Source organism: Nocardioides sp. L-11A, assembly GCA_029961745.1.
In the GTDB taxonomy this organism is placed as follows: domain Bacteria; phylum Actinomycetota; class Actinomycetes; order Propionibacteriales; family Nocardioidaceae; genus Nocardioides.
Map to the genome: position 1 here is coordinate 1149704 of CP124680.1, position 19902 is coordinate 1169605.

23 protein-coding genes are annotated in these 19902 nt (G+C 72.6%); 9 read left to right on the forward strand and 14 right to left on the reverse strand.

What is annotated here, in order from left to right; translation table 11 throughout:
- Positions 1 to 2: 2 nt before the first annotated feature.
- From QJ852_05270 to QJ852_05310, 9 genes are all read right to left on the reverse strand, one after another.
- Positions 3 to 347, reverse strand: coding sequence for a flagellar hook-basal body complex protein FliE (locus QJ852_05270; protein WGX97849.1), 345 nt, complete (start codon positions 345 to 347; stop codon positions 3 to 5).
- Positions 347 to 739, reverse strand: coding sequence for a flagellar basal body rod C-terminal domain-containing protein (locus QJ852_05275; protein WGX97850.1), 393 nt, complete (start codon positions 737 to 739; stop codon positions 347 to 349). Before QJ852_05275 ends, QJ852_05270 begins: the two co-directional genes overlap by 1 nt.
- A 70-nt stretch (positions 740 to 809) precedes the next feature.
- The gene (flgB, locus tag QJ852_05280) at positions 810 to 1172 is read right to left on the reverse strand and encodes a flagellar basal body rod protein FlgB (protein ID WGX97851.1); all 363 of its coding nucleotides are present in this window, start codon (positions 1170 to 1172) and stop codon (positions 810 to 812) included.
- Positions 1173 to 1432: 260 nt separating this feature from the next.
- A complete protein-coding gene (locus QJ852_05285; protein WGX97852.1) occupies positions 1433 to 2446 on the reverse strand; it encodes an Ig-like domain repeat protein in 1014 nt (337 codons plus the stop codon).
- 579 nt (positions 2447 to 3025) lie between these two features.
- Complete coding sequence (locus QJ852_05290; protein WGX97853.1) at positions 3026 to 3505, reverse strand: hypothetical protein; 480 nt, start codon at positions 3503 to 3505, stop codon at positions 3026 to 3028.
- Between the two features lie 6 nt (positions 3506 to 3511).
- Complete coding sequence (locus QJ852_05295; GenBank protein ID WGX97854.1) at positions 3512 to 3871, reverse strand: response regulator; 360 nt, start codon at positions 3869 to 3871, stop codon at positions 3512 to 3514.
- Entirely contained in the window at positions 3868 to 4350 is a 483-nt protein-coding gene (locus QJ852_05300; GenBank protein ID WGX97855.1) for a chemotaxis protein CheX, read from the reverse strand. Before QJ852_05300 ends, QJ852_05295 begins: the two co-directional genes overlap by 4 nt.
- On the reverse strand, positions 4347 to 4709 hold the full coding sequence (locus QJ852_05305) for a response regulator (GenBank protein ID WGX99532.1): 363 nt from the start codon (positions 4707 to 4709) through the stop codon (positions 4347 to 4349). The genes QJ852_05300 and QJ852_05305 overlap by 4 nt, the downstream gene beginning before the upstream one ends.
- Before the next feature lie 11 nt (positions 4710 to 4720).
- The gene (locus QJ852_05310; GenBank protein ID WGX97856.1) at positions 4721 to 5572 is read right to left on the reverse strand and encodes a protein-glutamate O-methyltransferase CheR; all 852 of its coding nucleotides are present in this window, start codon (positions 5570 to 5572) and stop codon (positions 4721 to 4723) included.
- 157 nt (positions 5573 to 5729) lie between these two features.
- Between QJ852_05310 and QJ852_05315 the strand changes: the two genes are divergently transcribed.
- Complete coding sequence (locus tag QJ852_05315; GenBank protein ID WGX97857.1) at positions 5730 to 6788, forward strand: chemotaxis response regulator protein-glutamate methylesterase; 1059 nt, start codon at positions 5730 to 5732, stop codon at positions 6786 to 6788.
- Between the two features lie 175 nt (positions 6789 to 6963).
- Here the strand turns inward: QJ852_05315 and QJ852_05320 are convergent, their stop codons facing one another.
- From QJ852_05320 to QJ852_05340, 5 genes are all read right to left on the reverse strand, one after another.
- Positions 6964 to 7329 (reverse strand): hypothetical protein, encoded by a 366-nt coding sequence (locus tag QJ852_05320; GenBank protein ID WGX97858.1) that lies wholly within the window; start codon positions 7327 to 7329, stop codon positions 6964 to 6966.
- Positions 7326 to 7703, reverse strand: coding sequence for a flagellar export chaperone FliS (gene fliS / locus QJ852_05325; protein ID WGX97859.1), 378 nt, complete (start codon positions 7701 to 7703; stop codon positions 7326 to 7328). Before fliS ends, QJ852_05320 begins: the two co-directional genes overlap by 4 nt.
- A gap of 8 nt (positions 7704 to 7711) precedes the next feature.
- Complete coding sequence (gene fliD, locus QJ852_05330; protein ID WGX97860.1) at positions 7712 to 9055, reverse strand: flagellar filament capping protein FliD; 1344 nt, start codon at positions 9053 to 9055, stop codon at positions 7712 to 7714.
- Between the two features lie 102 nt (positions 9056 to 9157).
- Positions 9158 to 10318 carry a flagellin gene (locus QJ852_05335; GenBank protein WGX97861.1) on the reverse strand — a complete coding sequence of 387 codons (1161 nt, stop codon included), beginning with the start codon at positions 10316 to 10318 and terminating at the stop codon, positions 9158 to 9160.
- Positions 10319 to 10443: 125 nt separating this feature from the next.
- Positions 10444 to 11286, reverse strand: a complete 843-nt coding sequence (locus tag QJ852_05340) for a sigma-70 family RNA polymerase sigma factor (GenBank protein ID WGX97862.1) — start codon at positions 11284 to 11286, stop codon at positions 10444 to 10446.
- A 268-nt stretch (positions 11287 to 11554) separates the two neighbouring features.
- Between QJ852_05340 and flgN the strand changes: the two genes are divergently transcribed.
- From flgN to QJ852_05380, 8 genes are all read left to right on the forward strand, one after another.
- Complete coding sequence (gene flgN, locus QJ852_05345; protein ID WGX97863.1) at positions 11555 to 12034, forward strand: flagellar export chaperone FlgN; 480 nt, start codon at positions 11555 to 11557, stop codon at positions 12032 to 12034.
- Positions 12034 to 13437: a flagellar hook-associated protein FlgK gene (gene flgK / locus QJ852_05350; protein WGX97864.1), complete on the forward strand. Its 1404-nt coding sequence runs from the start codon at positions 12034 to 12036 to the stop codon at positions 13435 to 13437. Before flgN ends, flgK begins: the two co-directional genes overlap by 1 nt.
- A gap of 19 nt (positions 13438 to 13456) precedes the next feature.
- Entirely contained in the window at positions 13457 to 14347 is an 891-nt protein-coding gene (locus tag QJ852_05355; protein ID WGX97865.1) for a flagellin, read from the forward strand.
- Between the two features lie 26 nt (positions 14348 to 14373).
- Positions 14374 to 14763 (forward strand): flagellar assembly protein FliW, encoded by a 390-nt coding sequence (locus QJ852_05360; protein WGX97866.1) that lies wholly within the window; start codon positions 14374 to 14376, stop codon positions 14761 to 14763.
- A 16-nt stretch (positions 14764 to 14779) separates the two neighbouring features.
- Complete coding sequence (gene csrA, locus QJ852_05365; GenBank protein ID WGX97867.1) at positions 14780 to 15025, forward strand: carbon storage regulator CsrA; 246 nt, start codon at positions 14780 to 14782, stop codon at positions 15023 to 15025.
- Between the two features lie 272 nt (positions 15026 to 15297).
- Positions 15298 to 17466: a chemotaxis protein CheA gene (locus QJ852_05370; protein WGX97868.1), complete on the forward strand. Its 2169-nt coding sequence runs from the start codon at positions 15298 to 15300 to the stop codon at positions 17464 to 17466.
- Positions 17463 to 17939, forward strand: coding sequence for a chemotaxis protein CheW (locus QJ852_05375; GenBank protein WGX97869.1), 477 nt, complete (start codon positions 17463 to 17465; stop codon positions 17937 to 17939). The genes QJ852_05370 and QJ852_05375 overlap by 4 nt, the downstream gene beginning before the upstream one ends.
- Positions 17936 to 19894, forward strand: coding sequence for a methyl-accepting chemotaxis protein (locus QJ852_05380; protein ID WGX97870.1), 1959 nt, complete (start codon positions 17936 to 17938; stop codon positions 19892 to 19894). The genes QJ852_05375 and QJ852_05380 overlap by 4 nt, the downstream gene beginning before the upstream one ends.
- Positions 19895 to 19902: the final 8 nt, after the last annotated feature.

The window sequence follows — 19902 nt, forward strand, 5'->3', positions numbered from 1 at the left end:
GACTACACCTGCATCCGCATGATCTCGTTGAACGCCTCCACCGCGCGGTTGCGCAGCGAGACCGTCAACTGGCTGGCGACCTGGGCCTCGCTCGCCGCGATCGTGTAGTCGTGGATGTTCTCGAGCTTGCCGGTCGCGGCCTGGACGGCCAGGTCGTCGGCCCGGTCGGTCAGGCCCTCGAGCCGGTCGAGGCCGTCGAGCACCAGGGAGCCGAACTCGGTGTCCGGCCCGGTGACGGGGGCGGACCGCTCGGTCGGCGTCGGCGCCGCGATCGAGGCGAGGGCGCCGGGCGCTCCGACCGGGCCGATCCCGGGGACGGTCGGGAACTGCAGCGGGGTGATGTCCATCAGCGGGCCCCGATCTGGAGGGCAGCGGAGTAGGTGTCCTGGGCGGACTTGGTGACCTGTACGGACGCCTGGTAGCCGCGCTGCGCCATCACCAGCTGGCTCAGCTGGGCCGCCATGTCGAGGTCGGGCAGACGGACGTAGCCGTCCTCGTCCGCGAGGGGATGGTCGGGGGAGTGCACCATCCGGCCCTCCGGATCGCCCGCGGCGAACCCGTCGACGTCGACGCCGCCGTCCTCGCGCGCGTCGAAGACGACGTACGTCGCCTGGAAGGCGTCCTCGCTGGTCCGCTTCGCCGTGTTGGCGTTGGCGATATTGCCGGCCAGGGCATCGAGCCACACCTGGTGCGCGCCGAGCGAGGTGTTGGCGATGCGCAGCGTCTCGAAGGCGGTCACCGGGGTCCCCGATCGATGGTGGGACGGAGGAGCGAAGCGGGGGAGGCGCAGAATCGAGTGGGGTGGTTCATCAGGCGGCGCCGCCGGCCATGACCCGCAGGCGGGAGTCGCGGTCACTGATCGCCCGGCCCATGATCTGGTACTGGTACTGCGTCTGGATGGCCGCGATGGACTCCTTGCGGAGGTCGACGTTGTTGTCGTTGGCGCCGACCGGCGTGCCCGTGGGGGTGACGGTCGCGGTCAGGTCGTCGGCGGTGGCCCGGCCGCGCTCGATCGCGGTGGAGAGCGCGGTCTCGAAGTCCACGCTGCGGGCGCGGAAGCCCGGGGTGTCGACGTTGGCGATGTTGTCGGCGATCACCTGCTGCCGCTGGGACAGTCCGTTGATCGCGGAGTGCAACACCTGGCCGACGGCGTCGGACGATGCGAAGGACACGGTCGATCTCCTGGAGACGCACCCGTCCCCTCGGGACGGTGCAACAGTCGGTGCCGGTCCGTCGGCAAGGGGTGAGCAATCCGTCGCTCACGTGCCTGATCGGTGCGCCCGCCGGGGACCTGAGCCGCCGGGTCCGGGACTAGGTCCTGACTATCTCGACCGATCGACCGGAGTCCGGTGCCCGGACGCGGTACCGCGCCCGACCCCACGGCGGGATCGGGCGCGGTGCGCCGGTACGCGGGCCAGCGGGCCCGCCGGGCCTACTTCAGGCGGATCTTCCGGATCGCCGAGCTGGAGGCACCCACGGCCGCCGAGCCGGCGTACTCCGCCACGAGCCGGTGCTTGCCCTTGCCGAGCTTGGCGACCTTCAGCTTGAGCACGCCGTGCTGGCCGGCGGTGAGCGTGCCGTGGGCCACGACCCGGCCCTTGCGGGCGAGATCGCGGATCACGACCCGGCCGGTCGGCGCCGGGCTCGCCTGGACGGTGACCGTCGCCCGGCCGGCCTTGCGGGCCGACACCTTGAACTTCGCGCTCGTGCTCGAGGGAGCCTTCGCCACGGTGCCACCGCCACCCCCGCCGCCGGCCGGACCGGCCGCGAAGAGCGGGACATAGGGCGTCACGAAGGACTTGTTGCCGCCGTGGCCGCCGACCTTGAACGCGACCTGGAGGTGGTCACCGGAGGTGGCGACCGGGCACGGCCGGGTGCCTGCGGTCCGCTCGGAGCAGCTGGGGGCGGGCGTGGCGGTGCCCTTGAGGGCGCGCAGCGCGACCACGGGGACCTGGAACTCGAAGATCTCGCCCCGCTCGAGGGTGATCGCCTGGCCGCCGACCGTGGCGATCGCGATGCCGCCGTTCGGGCCGCGGGTCAGCTCGACGGGGTCGGTGGTGAAGGTCGGCGTGGGGTCGTCGATGTCGTTGATGCCCCACTTGACCGGCTCGTCGGGGTAGCCGAACGCGGTCTCGTCGAAGAGGAGCTCGGGGAGGACCGCCACGCCGCTGCTGCACGGGAAGCCGACCAGGCCGATGTAGCCGTGCAGGAGGAACGGCTCGCCCACCTTGGGGACCTGGCCGGTCGGGGACCACCAGCCGGTGTTCGCGGTGACGCCGGTGGCGGGCAGGCCGGTCGTGCAGTCGAGGATCGTGTCGGACTGGCTGCTGCCGTCCTGCCACTCCCCGGCCGCGTGGGCCGGGGCGCCGATGGCGAGCGAGAGAGCGGTGAGGAGGCTCGCCCCGAGGGCGAGCAGGGAGGTGCGTTTCCGGTGCTGTGAAGTCATGCCGGGGACGCTAGGAGGCGGCTCGTCCCGCCGAGGAGGGCCGACGTCCCCGGTTTGTCCCTGGCCGTGTCCCGACCTTGTCCCCGGTCCGGACCGGTGGCCGCCACGCGAACGCGACCACCCAGCCAGGCGGACCGCGAGCGCGGCAGCGCGGCGCGACGAAGGAGCGACGAGCTCGCGCCCTCCAGAGATCTACGAGGCCACGGCGCGTACGCCGCACGAGGAGGCGCAGGGAGCGAGGAACGAGCGACCGGAGCCGACGACGAGCGACGCTTCGCGTCGTGCCGACCGGTGGCCGCCACGCGAACGCGACCACCCAGCCAGGCCGACCGCGAGCGCGGCAGCGCGGCGCGAGGAACGAGCGACGAGCTCGCGCCCTCCAGAGATCTACGAGGCCACGGCGCGTACGCCGCACGAGGAGGCGCAGGGAGCGAGGAACGAGCGACCGGAGCCGACGACGAGCGACGCTTCGCGTCGTGCCGACCGGTGGCCGCCACGCGAACGCGACCACCCAGCCAGGCCGACCGCGAGCGCGGCAGCGCGGCGCGAGGAACGAGCGACGAGCTCGCGCCCTCCAACTCAGAGCAGGATGACGGACAGCGCGCCGGCGCCGTAGCCGGCGATGTCGACGTACACGTCCTCGCGCCGGCCCAGGGTGAGCGTGCTGATCCGCACCTGGGGGTCGAGCGGCGGACCGGCGGGGTGGACCAGGTGCAGGCGCAGGTGGTCCGCGCCGGGGACGTTGAAGGTCGAGGCGGCGATGTTGAGCACCTCGGCGAGGTTCTCCGCCATCGGGTCGGGCAGCCGGCCGTCGCCGATCGCGGCCTCGGCGTCACCGAGGGGCACCAGGCCGATCGCCGCGCCGGCCCGCGCAGAGAAGGCCAGGTCGCAGGCGATCAGCGCACGGATCTGCAGGCTGTCGTCGACGTAGACGGCAACCGTGGCGGGGGTGTCGGGCCCCGGGGCGAAGGGGGACGACGGGCTCAGCGTGACGTCGCGGCCGAGCAGGTCGGTCAGCAGGTCGCGCAGCTGCTTGGGCTGGGGGAGGTGGACGGCCACGACGCCTCAGATCACGCCACGCAGCGCGTCGTCGAAGGCCTCCGGGGTGAACGGCTTGGCGATCAGGAACGCCGCCCCGGCGGACGCGGCGCGCTCCCGCATCTCCTCCGACCCCTCCGAGGTGACGAAGCCGAACGCGACCGTGGAACCGGACGCGCGCAGCGCGGAGAGGCAGTCGATCCCGTTCATCTCGGGCATGTTCCAGTCGGAGAGGACCAGGTCGGGTGCCTCGGTGCGCACCAGCTCCAGGGCCTGCCGCCCGTTCTCCGCCTCGACGATCTCGTGCCCGCCGTGCCCGGCCTGGCGCAGGGTCCGGATCACGATCTGCCGCATCACCCGGCTGTCGTCGGCGATCAGGATCTTCATCGGGGTCCTCCCAGGGGTACGTGCACGGAGACGCGGACGGGGGCGTCCAGCCAGGACAGGTCGACCCGGCAGGCGAGGGCCGCGTCGCGGGCGAAGGCGGCTCGGCCGGCGGCGACGGCCGGCAGCGAGAGCGTGCTGGGGCCGGGCATCAGACTCTTCACGTTGCCGCCGACCATGTTGACCAGCTCGCCGACCGCGTCGGCGACATCGCTGTCGGTGGCGGTCTGGTCGGCGGGCAGCGCCAGCATCCGGACGGTCAGCCGGCGGGCCAGCGCCTCGGCCAGCTCGACCGTCACGACGCCCTGCCAGCCGCCGCTGATGGTGGTCGCGGCCGACCAGGCGGCGGTGTCGAACGGCGTGCCCGTCGGGACGGCGCGGGGCACCAGCATCCCGTCCTCACCGAGCAGTGCCATCCAGACGTCCTCGGCGACCGCGAGGACGTCCTCGCTCCCCGGGCCCTCGTGGACCGCGGTGGTCATGCCGGAACCAGCCCGAGCAGCGAGAGCTTGTCGACGATCGCGTCCGGCGTGAACGGCTTGATGACGTACTCGTGGGCGCCGGCGGCCAGCGCACGCACGATCTGCCGCTGCTCGCTCTCCGTGGTCACCATCATCAGCGTGATGTCGCGCCACTCCGGGTTCGCACGGACCTCGGTGATGAACGTGTAGCCGTCCATCACCGGCATGTTCCAGTCCACCAGACACACGTCGGGCACGACGCCCGCGCGCATCTGGTCCAGTGCGGCCTGGCCGTGCTCGGCCTCGCTCGTCTCGAAGTCCAGGCCCGTGACGATGCGGCGCAGGATGCTGCGCATCGCCCGGGAGTCGTCGATGATCATCGCTCGCACGCTCAGGCTCCTGTGCTGGTGAGGGACGGGGTCAGGGAGGTGGCCGCGCGGCGGTAGGCGGGCACCCGCCCGATCTGCTCGCGGCGCCACGCGGCCGCGAGATCCGCCGGCAGGTCGAGGGTGGTCTCGGACGAGCCGAGCAGCAGGTAGCCGTCGTCGGCCAGCATCGGCAGCATCCGGCGCAGGATGTCGGTCTTGGTGGCCGCGTCGAAGTAGATGAGGACGTTGCGCAGCCAGATCACGTCGAACGACCCGAGCCCGACGTACGGCGCGGCCAGGTTGAGGTGCTTCACGGTGACCCGCTCCCGCAGCCGCTCGGCGATCTCCCACTCGCGCCCGGCGCGGGTGAAGTAGCGCACCAGGCTGGTCGCCGGCAGGCCGCGGTTGACCTCGACCTGGCTGTACCGCCCGGCCCGGACCCGTGCCAGCATCGCCGTCGAGATGTCGGTGGCGACGATCTCGTGGCTCCATCCCGCGGGGAGGTGCTGGTCGAGCAGCATCGCGATCGAGTAGGCCTCCTGCCCGCTGGAGCACGCGGCGCTCCAGATCCGGAGGCGCCGGGTGATCTGCCGGCGCTCGAGCAGCGCGGGCAGCATCGCGTCGGTGAAGGCCTGGTACGGCGTGTGGTCGCGGAACCAGCTCGTCTCGTTGATGGTCAGCGCGTCGACCACCTTGCGGCGCTCCTCGGCGTCGAAGGCCAGCCGGCCGACGTACTCCTCCAGGCCCAGGCCGCGGGCGGCGGCGAGCGGGTTGAGCCGGGCCTCGACGAGGTACTCCTTGCCCTCGTCGTACACCATCGACGTCTCGCGCCGCACGAGCGCCGAGACGGAGGCGAAGGCGGTCGGCGTCGTCATGCCCGCTCCATCGGCGTCGCGACGCGCGACCTGAGCCTGCGGGCTGAGCCAGGATCCGTGGCTGGTCACCCGCTGCGCGACACCCCAGCGGCGCGCTCGGAGTGGGGGCCGGGCCGGAGGTCTCAGAAGCGCCGGTGGGGCGCCGATGGAGAAGGGCGTGACGCAGATCAGGGTGCTCGTCGTCGACGACTCCGCATTGGTGCGCCGGTTGGTGACCACCGCGCTCCGGGACGCGTCCGACATCGAGGTGGCCGGGGTGGCCCGGGACGGTCTGGAGGCCGTGCGGATGGTCGACGAGCTCCGTCCCGACGTCGTCACCCTCGACATCGAGATGCCGCGCCTCGACGGCCTCGGCGCGCTCACGCGGATCCGCGACCAGCACGCCCGGCTGCCGGTGATCATGTTCTCGACGCTGACCGAGCGCGGCGCCACCGCGACGCTCGACGCCCTGTCCCGCGGCGCCTCGGACTACGTGACGAAGCCGTCCAACACCGGCCAGATCGCCGACGGGATCGCGGCGATCCGCGACCAGCTGGTGCCCCGGATCCGCGCCCTCGCGGGCATCCGGAAGCTCACCCCGGGTACGAGCGTCCCGATCGTGCGCCGCGAGCGCACCCGTCCCGCGCTCGCGCCGGTCACCGCGCTCCTCGTCGGCTGCTCCACCGGCGGCCCCGACGCCCTCGCCCGCCTCCTGCCCCGACTGCCCGCCGACCTCGGCGTCCCGGTCCTCGTCGTCCAGCACATGCCGCCCGTCTTCACGTCCCTGCTGGCCCAACGACTCGACAAGCTCTGCGCCCTCGCCGTCCGCGAGGCCGCCGACGGGGAGCCGGTGCGGCCCGGCGAGGTGCTCATCGCCCCCGGCGACCTCCACCTCCGGCTGCGGCCGTCCGCGCTCGGCGTACGGGTCGGGCTGGACCAGGGGCCGCAGGAGAACTTCTGCCGGCCGGCCGTCGACGTGCTCTTCCGCTCCGCCGTCGGGGTGTACGGCGCCGGCGCGCTCGCCACCGTGCTCACCGGCATGGGGCAGGACGGACTCGCCGGGGCGCGGGAGCTCGCGACCACCGGCGCGCGGATCCTGGTCCAGGACGCGGACAGCTCGGTCGTGTGGGGGATGCCCGGCGCGGTCGCCGGGGCGGGGCTGGCCGACGACGTACTCCCGCTCGAGCAGTTGGCGGACCGGATCGTCGCCACCGTCCGGCGCTCCCGCGCGGCCTGAGTCTGGTCCGCCGGTCCCGTTCGCGGCGCGGCGCAGTAACACGCTGTCCGCCGCACTACCTGCCACCTGTCAGCAGAATTCGGGTCGGATCGGCGCCGAAATCGCTGAGAACCGCCGACCAGACGGGTGGACAACGTGTTACAGCGGCCCGTACATCGGCCCGCTCAGAACATTCTCAGGCAGTGACGTCGAGGTAGACCGGCGTGGGGGGCAGGGTCGTCGCCCGTCCGACGCGGTCGGTGACCTGCTGCTGGCGACGGGTGCCGGCGAGCACGGAGGGGATCGCGGCCATCAGTCGCTGCTGCCGGGCCATCAGCTGCCGGGCGCGGGGGACCAGGTCGTTGGGCAGCGGACCCAGCTCCGCCGGGGGCAGCCAGGGGGAGATGGTGGCCCCGGTCGCCCCGGCCGGCGTGCCCTGCAGCATCAGCTCGGCGTGGTCGGCGTGCGCCTCCAGGCGGTCCAGCGCCTCGGCCCAGGTCGTCGGCCGCTCGGGGACGGAGGGGGAGCCGGCGTCCGCCGGTGGATGCCCGGGGCCGTTCACGACACGGCCGCCATCGCCGCTTCCCGCCAGGTGTCACACAACTGGCGGGCGAGGGTCAGCGCCTCGTCGGTGACCTCGACGCGGCGGCGTACGTTCGCCTCGACGAGCCGACCGCGCAGGTAGGCGTAGAGCGCCGCGAGCTGGCTGCCGGCCGGCATCTGCTCGACCACCAGACTCGACTCGAGCTCGAGCACGATGTCCTGGGCGTGCAGCAGGTCCCGGTGGGCGTCGGCCCATGCGGTCCGCTCCTGCGCACCGCGGGCCCGCTCGATGTCGAGGACCAGGCGCTCGAGGAGCATCACCAGCAGTCGCGCGGGCGAGGCGGTGGTGACGGAGTTGGCGCGGTACGCCGCGTGGGCGTCCATGGCGTTCATCGGCTTCCTCACTCCTTCGACGCGGTCAGGGCGGAGAGCTGGCTGCTGAGCCAGTTGGACTGGGACTGGAGCTGGGAGAGAGCGGTCTCCAGGGCGGTGTACTGCCGCTCCAGGGTGGTGCGGCGCAGTGCCAGGCGGTCGTCCCAGGCCGCGATGCTGTCGGTGAGACGCCCGATGGTGGCGGTCTTGCCGTTGACCGCGTTGGTGACCGTGCCGTCGTACTTGTCGCTGGCGTCCTCGGCCGCCTTCGCGATGCGGGAGGCGAAGCCGGTGGCGCCGGTGATGGCGGCGGTGGTGGCGTCGGGGTCGGCGGCGTAGGCCTCGGCGAAGGCCGTCTCGTCGAAGGTGAAGCGGCCGTAGCGGTCCACCTCGATCCCGTACGCCGCCAGGCTGGTGCCGTCGGTCGGGTAGACCGCCTCGGCCAGCCCGGCGGTCACTCCGCGCAGGGTGCTGTCGCCCGATAGGACGCCCGCCTTGGTGGCGTCGGCGTTGTGGGCGGTCGCCGTCGCGAGCGCGTCGAGGATCCCGTTGACATCGTTGACCAGCGCCTTGACGGCGGCCGAGCGGCTGGTGGCGTCCCGGCTGACGGCGATGTCGGCGCTGCCGGTGGCCGCGGTCCCGAGGGTGATCGTCACGCCCGGTGTGATGTCGGCGAAGGTGTTCGTGCTCGAGGTCGCCTCGATGCCGCCGATCGTGATGGCGGCGTCCCGGCCGTCCCGGACGCTCGCGCCACCCAGGAGCGGGGAGCCGTCGGCGGCGGTGAGCTCGAAGGCGGAGTCGGCGCCGGTGGTGGACGACTCGACGAGCAGGCGGTAGGTGTCGCCGCCGCCGGACGAGGTCACCTTCACCAGCGTCGCCCGCACGCCCTCGTCCGCGGCGTTGATCGCCGCCGCGACCTGCTCGAGGGTGCCGCCGGCCGTGGCGATCGTGACGTCGGGCTCGCCGGCCCGCTTGAGGACGACGTCCGTGCCGGCACCGGTGACGGCGTCGGTCTTGGCGTGGGCGTCGGCGAAGGCGAGCTGGTGGGCGAGGGCGGTCCGGCCGACGGTGACGGTGAAGGCGCCGGGCGCCGCACCGTTGGTCGCGGTGACGGTGACCGCGGAGTTCGACGAGGTCGCCTTGAGGGCGGACCAGGGGCCGGTCGTCTGCGAGGTGCCGGCCAGCGACCCGGAGGTGGCGGCCAGGGTGGCCAGCCGGGCGTTGAGCTGCTGGAGTGCGGAGAGCCGCGTCTGCTCGGTCGAGAGCTGGCTCTTGAGCTTGAGCTGGGGAGCCGACTCCAGGGTGATGAGCTGGCTGATGATCTCGGCGGTGTTGAGGCCGCTGGCCAGACCGCCGATGCTCGCTGTCGCCATGGAGTCCTCCGGTGGGGGTTCAGGAACGGCAGGTGCCGGTGGGGCCGAGGCCCCACCGGCACCTGGTCGTCACAGCGTCGTCGCTGGGGGAGTGCCGAAGGATCAGCCGCGGAGCAGCTGCAGCACGCCGTTGGGGGCGGAGTTCGCCTGGGCGAGCATCGCGGTGCCGGCCTGCGAGAGGATCTGGGCCCGGGTGAAGCTCATCATCTCCGACGCCATGTCGGTGTCGCGGATCCGCGACTCCGACGCCGACAGGTTCTCGATCGCGACGTTGACGTTCGCGATCGTGTGCTCGAACCGGTTCTGCAGTGCACCGAGGTTGGCGCGAGCGGTGGAGACGTCCTCGATCTTGGCGTTGATCAGGGTGATCGCGGCCTGGGCCCCGGCGTGGCTGGAGAAGTCGAGCGCTCCGGCGGGCCCGGCGACCGAGACGCCGAGACCGGTACCGGCGGCGGCGTGGGTGCCCGCCGTGGCGCCACCGACGACGGTGCCGCCGTTGAGGGCGCTGACCACCAGGTTGTTGTTGTTGTCCACGGTGGCGGTCAGGGACTGCGCGAAGCCGGAGTCCGCGTTGAGGGCGTTGGCGACGTCCTCGACGGTGTTGTACGACCCGGCCGCGCCCAGGGTGACGTTGACCGTGCTCGTGCCGCCGCCGGGGTTGGTGATGGTGAACGCCTGCGCGCCCGTGACGGCGGTCGGGGTCGCCACCGCGATCTGGGCCCCGGCCGAGCCGACCGTCAGCGAGCTGGCGATGCCGGCCACGTTGGCGCTGGTCAGGTTGACGGCGATATTGCTCGCGCCGTCGCCGTTCGCGCCGACCTGGAAGTTCAGCGTGCCCGCGCTGCCGTCGAGCAGCTTGGTGCCGTTGAAGTTGGTGGACTGGCCGATCCGGTCGAGCTCCTGGGTGAGCTGGGTCGCCTCGGCAGCGATGTTGGCGCGCGCCTTGGCGTTGTTGCTGTCGCTCGACGCCTGCACCGCGAGGTCGCGCATGCGCTGCAGGATGGAGTGCACCTCGGTGAGCGCGCCTTCCGTCGTCTGCACGACCGAGATGCCGTCCTGCGCGTTGCGGACGGCGACCTTGAGGCCACCGACCTGCGAGCGCAGACCCTCGGAGATGGCCAGGCCGGCCGCGTCGTCGGCGGCCCGGTTGATCCGGAAGCCGGACGACAGCTTCTCCATCGACTTCGAGAGCTGCCCCTGCGTCACCGACAGGTTGCGGTAGGCGTTGGTGGCCTCGATGTTCTGGTTGATGCGAAGACCCATGGTGTTTCCCTCCTGGAATCAGGTCACGTGCGTTGGTCGGGGACCGTCCGTGGTCGCCCGTCGGGGTGGTGATCGGTACGCCGAGCACCGGGTTGAGCGGTTTTGGGCCGCGGGTTGGCTGGGGGTCAGCCCACGGCGTCGAGGGGGCGGACGCTGCGCCGCATCCCCGCCGCGTGCCGGGCGGCGACGGCGGCGAAGTAGGACTCGCGGCGGCGCTGGGCGACCCCGCCGTTCTTGCCTGCCTGGCGCACGAGCGAGGGCTCCAGCTCGTGGTTGAGCGCGTCGCGCAGGAGCGAGAGCGCCTCGGCCCGCATCTGGGAGATCCGGGAGTCGGTGACGCCCAGGTCGGCGGCGATGTCGGCCATCGGCCGCTCGACGAAGAAGTAGTCCTCCACCACGACCCGCAGCCGGTCGGGCAGCTCGGCGATCGCCTCGCGCAGGTAGGTCAGCCGCTCGCCGTGCTCGATCAGCTCCTCGGGGGAGGGCGCCCGGGTCGGCACCAGCTCCTCGATGGGGGTGGTGCTCGAGCCCTGGAGTGACAGGACCTGCGCCCGGGAGACGTCGTCGTCGTTGGCGGCGACCTCGTCCTCGGTCAGGCCGGTGGCGCGGGCGACCTCGGTGAGGGTCGGGGTCCGGCCGAGGACGACGCACAGCTGGTTGCGTGTCTCGGCGAGGTCGCGGGCCCGGCGGCGCACCGACCGCGAGGCCCAGTCGACCGAGCGGAGCTCGTCCAGCAGGGCGCCACGGATCCGGGTGGCGGCGTACCTGTCGAAGGGGACGCCCCGGCTCTCGTCGAAGGCGCGGGCCGCCAGGACCAGGGCGGTGAGGCCTGCCGAGGTGAGGTCGTCGCGGTTGACATGGGACGGCACCCGCCCCATCGTCTCCCGCACGATGTGGCCCACCAGCGGCATGTGGCTGGTGATCAGCTCGTCCGTACCCGAGGCGGCGGTTGGCTGGTTCGCGTTCACGAGCATGACATTCCGCGAGTTGACAGGATCGCGCAGAGCAATGTGACTCAACAGGCCGCTCGGTCCGGCAAATGGGGACCGAGGTCCCGGGTCCCTCTGGTCACCATGGCAATCACGGGCTGACCGTTCGGCGGCTTGCTTCGCGGGAAACGTCTCAGATCCGGTCCGCGACGGGCGATGGGAGGGCACGGATGTCCCCGGCGGACCGGGGCGGGCCAGAGAGGTCGGAGAGGTCGGAATCGTCGTGGTCGACACAGACACACCAGGCATGGACAACCTGTCGCAGGTCCTGTGGCGGGAGCGGGAGATGCTCGAGGCGCTCGCCTACCGGCTCGAGGTGGAGCGGCTGGTCCTCGCCAGTGGCCGCACCCGATGGCTGGTCAACGCCACCCGGGACATCGAGGACCTGATCGACGACCTGCGGGCCACCGAGGTGCTGCGCGCCGCGGCGGCCGACGAGGCCGCCGCCGGGCTCGGGCTGACCCCCAATCCGTCCCTCGCCGCACTGGCCGAGGCCGCGCCCGACCCGTGGGCCGGCATCCTGCGCGACCACCGCGACGCACTGATCGACCTCGCCCGCGACATCGCGGAGACCTCGGAGGACGCCAAGGGCCTGCTGACCGCCGGCTACCGATCGGCCCGCGAGACCCTGCTCGCCATCGGGGGCACGACGACAGCGAGCTACACGCACGCCGGGACCGTCGTCGCCGACGCGCCCCGCCACCATCTCGTCGACCGGAGCCTGTGATGGCGGGCTCGTTCGGCTCGATCAGCACGGCCCTCTCCGCGCTGCGCTACAACCAGGTCGCGCTCGACGTGGCGGGCAACAACATCGCCAATGCCACCACCGACGGCTACGTCCGCCGCCGCGTCGTGGGCGCGTCGGTGAGCAGCGCGCAGCCCGCGATGTGGTCCCGGTACGACGGCCACGGGGAGGGCGTCACCGTCGGCGAGGTGCGGCGGATGACCGACCCGCTCCTCGACGCTCGGGTCCGTCGCGAGCACGGCCTGCTGTCCTATCTGTCGACCAGCCGGACCATTCTGGCCCGGGTCGAGGAGGGCGTCGGCGAGCCCGGGCCGAACGGCGTCCACGCCGCGATGCTCGACTTCCGCAACGTCTGGCAGGACCTCTCCCTGGACCCGGGCGGTCTGGCCGCCCGCCAGCAGGTCATCGGCAGTGCGGAGACCCTCGCCCAGGCGCTGCGCACCCAGGCCGGCAACGTCGCCCGGGAGGAGGCGGACCAGCGGGCCAACACCGTCAACCTGGTCAGCGAGATCAACTCCGCCGCGAAGGGTCTCGCCGCCCTCAACCACGACATCCTCGTGACCGAGCAGAACGGCACCGACGCCGGCACCCTGCGCGACCGCCGCGACCAGCTCGCCCTCGAGCTCGCCGAGCTCGCCGGCGGTGTCACCACGGTCGAGGCCGACGGCCAGTTCACCGTCAAGGTGGGGGGCGCCACCCTCGTCCAGGGCAGGGAGGCCGGCACCCTCGTCATCGCCTCCGGCATCACCGCGAGCGGCGACGCCGACGGCGCGCCGATCGCCTACCGCATCGACGACTCCTCGGGCAGCACCGTCCTGCCTGCCGGTGCCTCCGGTCCGGGCGGCGAGCTCGGCGCGGTCACCGAGGTGCTCACCACCCACCTGCCGACGTACCGGGCCGGGCTGGATGCGGTGGCCGCGGACCTGGCGACCGCGCTCAACGCCCAGCAGGCGGCGGGGTACGACGCCTCCGGCGTGGCCGGCACCCCGCTGTTCAGCTACGACCCCCTCGTCGGCGCGGCGAGCCTGCAGGTCGCGATCTCGGATCCGGACCTGATCGCCGCCTCCAGCCTCCCGGGCGGTGCGCTCGACGGCGGCAACGCCGACCTGGCCAGCCGGGCCGGCAACTATCCCGACGGGTACCAGCGTCTCGTCAACGGCCTGGGCACCCAGGTCTCCTCCCTCGAGCAGCGGAGCGCGAACCAGGCCTCGCTGGCCGGTTCCCTGGACGATGCCCGCGAGCAGCTGGCCGGCGTCAGCCTCGATGAGGAGACGGTCAACATGGTCGCCGCGCAGCGGGCCTACGAGGCGGCCGCGCGCCTGCTGACCACGCTCGACGGCGTACTGGACACCCTGATCAACCGCACCGGCCTTGTCGGCCGCTGACCGGAAGCGACGGAGACTGATGGCGATCGGACGCGTCACCCAGCGGATGATGACCGAGGGCTCGCTGGCCAACCTGCAGCGCAGCCTCGGACGGATGGCGGCGCTGCAGGAGCAGCTCTCCACCGGCCGGGTGATCAACCGACCCTCCGACAACCCCACCGGCACCACCGCCGCGATGCGGATCCGGACGTCGGTGGCCGACCAGGCGCAGTACGTGCGCAACGCCCGCGACGGGCTCGGCTGGCTGGGTCAGGTCGACAGCACTCTCGACTCCGTCACCGGCGCGGTACGACGCGCGCGGGACCTCGCGCTCCAGGGCGCCAACACCGGCGCCATGGGCCAGCAGGCCCGCGACGCGCTCGCGATCGAGGTCGAAGGCGTGCGCGACCAGTTGCTGGGCCAGGCCAATGCGCGCTACCTCGAGCGGCCGATCTTCGGCGGCGTGACCTCCGGCGGCCAGGCCTACGACGCGACCGGGAACTGGGTCGGCGTCGCTGGTGCCGTCAACCGTCGGGTGGCCGACGACGTCGTCGTCCAGGTCGACGTCGACGGCCGCACCGTCTTCGGTGACGGGGCGACCTCGGTCTTCGCCGAGCTCGACGCGCTCGCCACCGCGCTGCGCTCTGGGGACAGCGCCGGCATCACCGCCTCGATCGACGTGCTCCGGGCCCGGGAGAACACCGTCGTCGGCGCCCGCGCCGCGGCCGGCACCCGCTACCAGCGCATCGAGCTGTCCGCCCAGGCCGCCGACGACACGAAGACCTCGCTGTCCAACCACCTCAGCACCATCGAGAACGCCGACCTCGCCGAGACCACCGTGCACCTCAAGCTGCAGGAGGTCGCCTACCAGGCCGCCCTCGGTGCCACCTCGCGTGTCCTGCAGCCCAGCCTGTTGGACTTCCTGCGATGACGGCGGAGCCTGCGATGATGGGACGCATGGACCTCCCCGTCATCGAGCTGGCGCACCCGATGCCCGGCTTCCCCGACGACGCCCGGTTCGCGCTGGTCCGCCTCGACGACGACGGCGTGCTGCACGGCTTCCGGTCGCTGGACAGCCAGGACCTGCAGTTCGTGGTGGTGCCGCCGGCGCCGTTCTATCCCGACTACACGCTCGACCTCGACGACGACACGGTGAGCGAGCTCGGCATCGACGAGGCCGGCGCCGCCGACGTCCTCGTGTTGCTCGTCGTCCGGCCCGGCGCCACCCTGGCCGACACCACTGTCAACCTGCGCGCCCCGCTCGTGGTCAACCCCGCGACCCGCCGCGCCAGCCAGGTCATCCTCGACGACGCGAACCTGCCGCTCGCTGCGCCGCTCGTCGCGTAACCGCTAACCTCACCCCGTGCTGGTTCTCTCGCGTCGCATCGGCGAAAGCGTCGTCATCGGCGCAGGCTCGCCCGAGGCCGTCACCGTGACCGTCCTCGAGGTCCGCGGCGACGTCGTCCGGATCGGCATCGACGCCCCGCGCTCGGTCGCCGTCCACCGCGCCGAGCTGCTCGCCGAGCTCGCCGACGCCAACGCCGACGCTGCCTCCCCCTCGGATTCCGCCGTCGCGTCCCTCAGCGAGGCCCTCCGCTCCCGCGGCTGACACTCGGCGGCGGTCGCGTGGGTAAGTAACACGCCGTCCACCTGACTGGACGCCACTTCTCAGCGGAGAGGCCGCCTGATGCGGGCCTTTTCTGCGGAGAGCCGTCAGGTAGTCGGGTGGACAGCGTGTGACAGCCCCCGCCGTACGCCGCCCACCGGCGGCCGGGACTAGATCCCAACTCCGTCAACTCGGCTCACCCCCGTCTGCGCCGGGCCGATCGGCAGGGTGAGCGACCTGCGCCGGTGACGGCGCCCGCCTGGGAGGGAGGACGGATGGACGACGACGCCGAGATCATCGCGGAGTTCCTCGTGGAGTCCCACGAGAACCTGGACCAGCTCGACCGCGACCTCGTCGAGCTGGAGCGGGAGCCGGGCTCGCGCGAGCGGCTGTCGAGCGTGTTCCGCACGATCCACACGATCAAGGGCACCAGCGGCTTCCTGGCCTTCAACCGGCTGGAGCAGCTGACCCACGTCGGGGAGACGCTGCTCTCGCGGCTGCGCGACGGCGAGCTCGTCATGACACCCCCGATCGCCGAGGGCCTGCTCGCGATGGTCGACACCGTCCGCGCGCTGCTCGACGGGATCGAGCGGACCGGTCGCGACACGGACCCCGCGGTCGCCGTCGACCCGGTCGTCGCCGTCCTCGAGGGCCTGCTGGTCGCCGGCGCGGTCGCGGAGGAGCCGGACGTGTCCCCGGCGGCTCCGTCCGTGACCGCACCGGAGCCCGAGCCGGAGTCGGAGCCCGAGCCGGAGCCGGAGCCGGAGCCCGAGCCGGAGCCCGAGCCGGAGGAGAGCGGCGAGCGCCGTACCGTCGTCGACTCCTCGGTCCGCGTCGACGTCGATCTCCTCGACGACCTGGTCGACCTGGTCGGCGAACTGGTGCTGACCCGCAACCAGCTGCTCCAGCGCAGCCTCGGCTCGGCGGACGCCGAGCTGGTCCGCGCGAGCCAGCGGCTGGACCTGGTGGCCAGCGAGCTGCAGGAGTCGATCATGAAGACGCGCATGCAGCCGATCGGCCAGGTCTGGTCGAAGCTGCCGCGGGTCGTGCGCGACCTGTCCCACCAGCTCGGCCGTGAGGTCGAGCTGGTCATGGAGGGGCACGAGACCGAGCTGGACCGCAGCCTGCTGGAGGCGGTCAAGGACCCGCTGACCCACCTGGTGCGCAACTCGCTCGACCACGGCATTGAGCCCCCCGACGTACGCCGCGCGGCGGGCAAGGACGCCAAGGGCACGCTGAGTCTGCGGGCCTATCACGAGTCCGGCCAGGTCGTCGTCGAGATAGCCGACGACGGGTTGGGCATCGACCCCGCGACGATCGGCGCGATCGCCGTCGAACGGGGCGTCGTCACCCGCGACCAACTGGCCCGGATGGACGGCCGCGAGGTGCTCGGGCTGATCTTCCGGCCCGGCTTCTCCACGGCCGCCGCGGTCTCGAACATCTCCGGGCGCGGCGTCGGCATGGACGTGGTGCGCACCAACATCGAGCGGATCGGCGGCAGCGTCGACGTCGCCTCCGAGCCCGGACGGGGGACGACGACCCGCGTCCGGATCCCGCTCACGCTCGCGATCATCCCCGCGCTCGTGGTCGGGGAGGGCGGCGAGCGCTACGCGATCCCGCAGGCCAACCTGGTCGAGCTGGTCCGGATCGAGGGTGACGACCTGCGCCGCCAGGTCGAGGACCTCGCCGGAGCGCCGGTACTGCGCCTGCGCGGCCGGCTGCTGCCGCTGGTGTCCCTCGCCGAGACCCTCGGCGGGAGCGCGCCCGACGGCGAGGCGCTCACGGTCGTCGTGCTGCAAGCCGACGACGTGCGCTTCGGCCTGTGCGTCTGCGAGGTGCACGACACCCAGGAGATCGTGGTCAAGCCGATCGGGCGCCAGCTCAAGGCGCTGACCACCTACGCCGGCGCCACGATCATGGGCGACGGCAGGGTGGCGCTCATCCTCGACGTCGCCGGCATCGCCGCGACGGTCGGCGTGGGCGCGACCCAGCAGGAGCCGGCCGACCGGACGGCGAGCGCCGCCGACGACCGGACCGCCCTGCTGGTGCTGGAGGTCGCCGACGGCCGCCGCGCGGCGCTGCCCCTGGCGGCCGTGGCCCGCCTCGAGGAGTTCGGTCGCGACCGGGTGGAGCGCAGCGGCACGGTGGAGGTCGTGCAGTACCGCGACGGGATCCTGCCGCTCGTGCGGCTCGCCTCCGCGATCGGACTCCCGGACACCAGCGACCGCGGCGACCAGATCAGCGTCGTGGTGCACGAGACGGGTGCGGCCGCGGGCGCCGTCGGCATCGTCATCGACCGGGTGCTCGACGTGGTCGAGGTCGCGGTCAGCGCGAGCGAGGTCGGCCGTCGTACCGGCGTCACCGGCAGCGCCGTCGTCCAGGACCGGGTCACCGACCTCGTCGACCTCGACGCGGTCGTGGCCCGCTCGGGGGTGCTGGCATGAGCACCGGTACGACGGCCCGGACCGCCGAGCAGTACTGCACGTTCTGGGTCGCCGGACTGTTCTTCGGCGTCGCCGTCGACGAGGTGCAGGAGGTGCTGCGACGGCAGTCGATGACCCCCGTGCCGCGGGCCGACCGGGCCGTCACCGGCCTGATCAACCTGCGCGGCCAGATCGTGACCGCCGTCGACCTGCGGGTGCGGCTCGGGCTGCCGGACCGCGCGGACGACGAGGTCCCCATGAACGTGATCGTCCGCAGCCGCGGCGAGGTGGTCAGCCTCCTCGTCGACGACATCGGGGACGTCATCGACACGGCCGGCGTCGACCTGCAGCCGGCGCCGACCACCATGCCTCGGGGCGTGCAGGACGTCGTCCGCGGCGTCCGTCCTCTCTCCGATTCCATCCTGCTCGTCCTCGACGCCGACCGCGCCGTCGATGTGACGGTCACGCCCGACAACACCGGAGGTACCCCATGACCGAGATCCTGGAGGCGCCGACCAACGGCACCGCACCCGCCAAGGCGTCGAGGGCGACGTCCGCGAAGTCGTCGGCGCCGTCGGCGACCGCGGCCTCGACCGCGCCCGACACCTCGGCCTTCGCCCTGTCGATGATGGAGAACTCTCCGACGAACATGATGTTCGCCGACCGCGACTTCGTCATCCGCTACATGAACCCGGCCTCGCTGCGGACCCTGCGCAGCCTCGAGGACGTGCTGCCGGTGCGGGCCGACGAGGTGGTCGGGTCCAGCCTCGACATCTTCCACAAGAACCCCGCCTACCAGCGGGGCCTGCTGGCGACCGCCGAGCACCTGCCCCGGCGCGCGAACATCCAGGTCGGCCACCAGACCCTCGACCTCCTCGTCAGCGCGATCACCGACGCCGACGGCGAGTACGTCGGGGCGATGGCGACCTGGGAGGTCGTCACCGACCGGCTGCGGATCGAGCGCGAGCGTGCGGAGTCCGCAGCCGACACGTCGGCGGTCAACAAGGTGCTCTCCGGGCTCGGCGCCGCGACCGAGGTCGACACCGCGATCCAGATCGCGCTCGACACGGTGCGCGGGGAGTTCGGCTGGGCGTACGGCTCCTACTGGCGGGTGGATCCTGCGGACCGGCTGCTGAGGTTCGACCGCGAGTCCGGCGACGCCGGCCCGGAGTTCCGCCAGGTCACCCTGCAGGCGTCCTTCGCCGAGGGCATCGGCCTGTCCGGCCGGGCCTGGGCGCAGCGCGACCTCTACTTCACTCGCGACATCGGCGAGATGACCGACTGCGTGCGAGCGCCCGTGGCCCAGCGGGTCGGCGTGAAGTCGGGCGTCTGCTTCCCGGTCATCCTCGACGGCGAGGTCGTCGGAACCATGGACTTCTTCGCCACCGAGACCCTGGAGCCGAGCGCGCAGCGCCTCGACGCGCTGCGGAACGTCGGCCGGCTGGTCTCGCACACCGTGGCCCGGATCCAGCGTGAGGCCGCGGAGCGCGAGGCGGCCGCCGTCCTCGCCGGCAAGGTCGCGCAGATCCTCGACCTGGTCTCGGCCGCCGCGGCCGGGGACCTGACCCGCGAGCTCGACATCGAGGGCGACGACGCGGTCGGCCAGGTCGCCGACGGCCTGCGCACCCTGATGGCCACACTGCGGGCGAGCATGGGCAACATCAGTGGCGCCGCCGAGACCCTCGGGGCCGCGGCCACCCAGCTCACCTCGCTGGCCGAGGGCATGGGGGAGGGCGCCACGACGACCTCCGACCGGGCGGCGTCCGCATCGAGCGCGTCGGTCCAGGTGTCCGCGTCGATCCAGACCGTCGCCACCGCGGCGGAGGAGATGACCGCCTCCATCCGGGAGATCGCCAAGAACGCCACCGAGGCCGCGACCGTCGCGACCGACGCCGTCACCGTCGCCTCGGAGGCCCAGGGCACGGTCGCCTCGCTCGGCGAGTCCTCCGCCGAGATCGGCCAGGTCATCAAGGTGATCACCTCGATCGCCCAGCAGACCAACCTGCTCGCCCTCAACGCCACCATCGAGGCGGCGCGCGCCGGTGACGCGGGCAAGGGCTTCGCCGTCGTCGCCAACGAGGTCAAGGAGCTCGCGAAGGAGACGGCCAAGGCGACCGAGGAGATCGGTCAGAAGATCGAGGCCATCCAGAGCGACACCCAGGGCGCGGTCTCCGCGATCAGCCGGATCGCGGACGTCATCGCGCGGATCAACGACATCCAGTCGACGATCGCCTCCGCGGTGGAGGAGCAGACCGCCACCACCAACGAGATCGCCCGCTCGGTCACCGAGGCCGCCGCCGGCGCCAACGGTATCGCCGAGGACGTGACCCAGGTCGCCACCGCCGCCGCCGACACCCGGGAGGGGGCCGAGAACACCCTGGCCTCCGCCACCGGGCTCACCGGCGTCGCCACCGAGCTGCGGGACATGGTGGGTCGCTTCCAGCTCTGAGCCGGGCA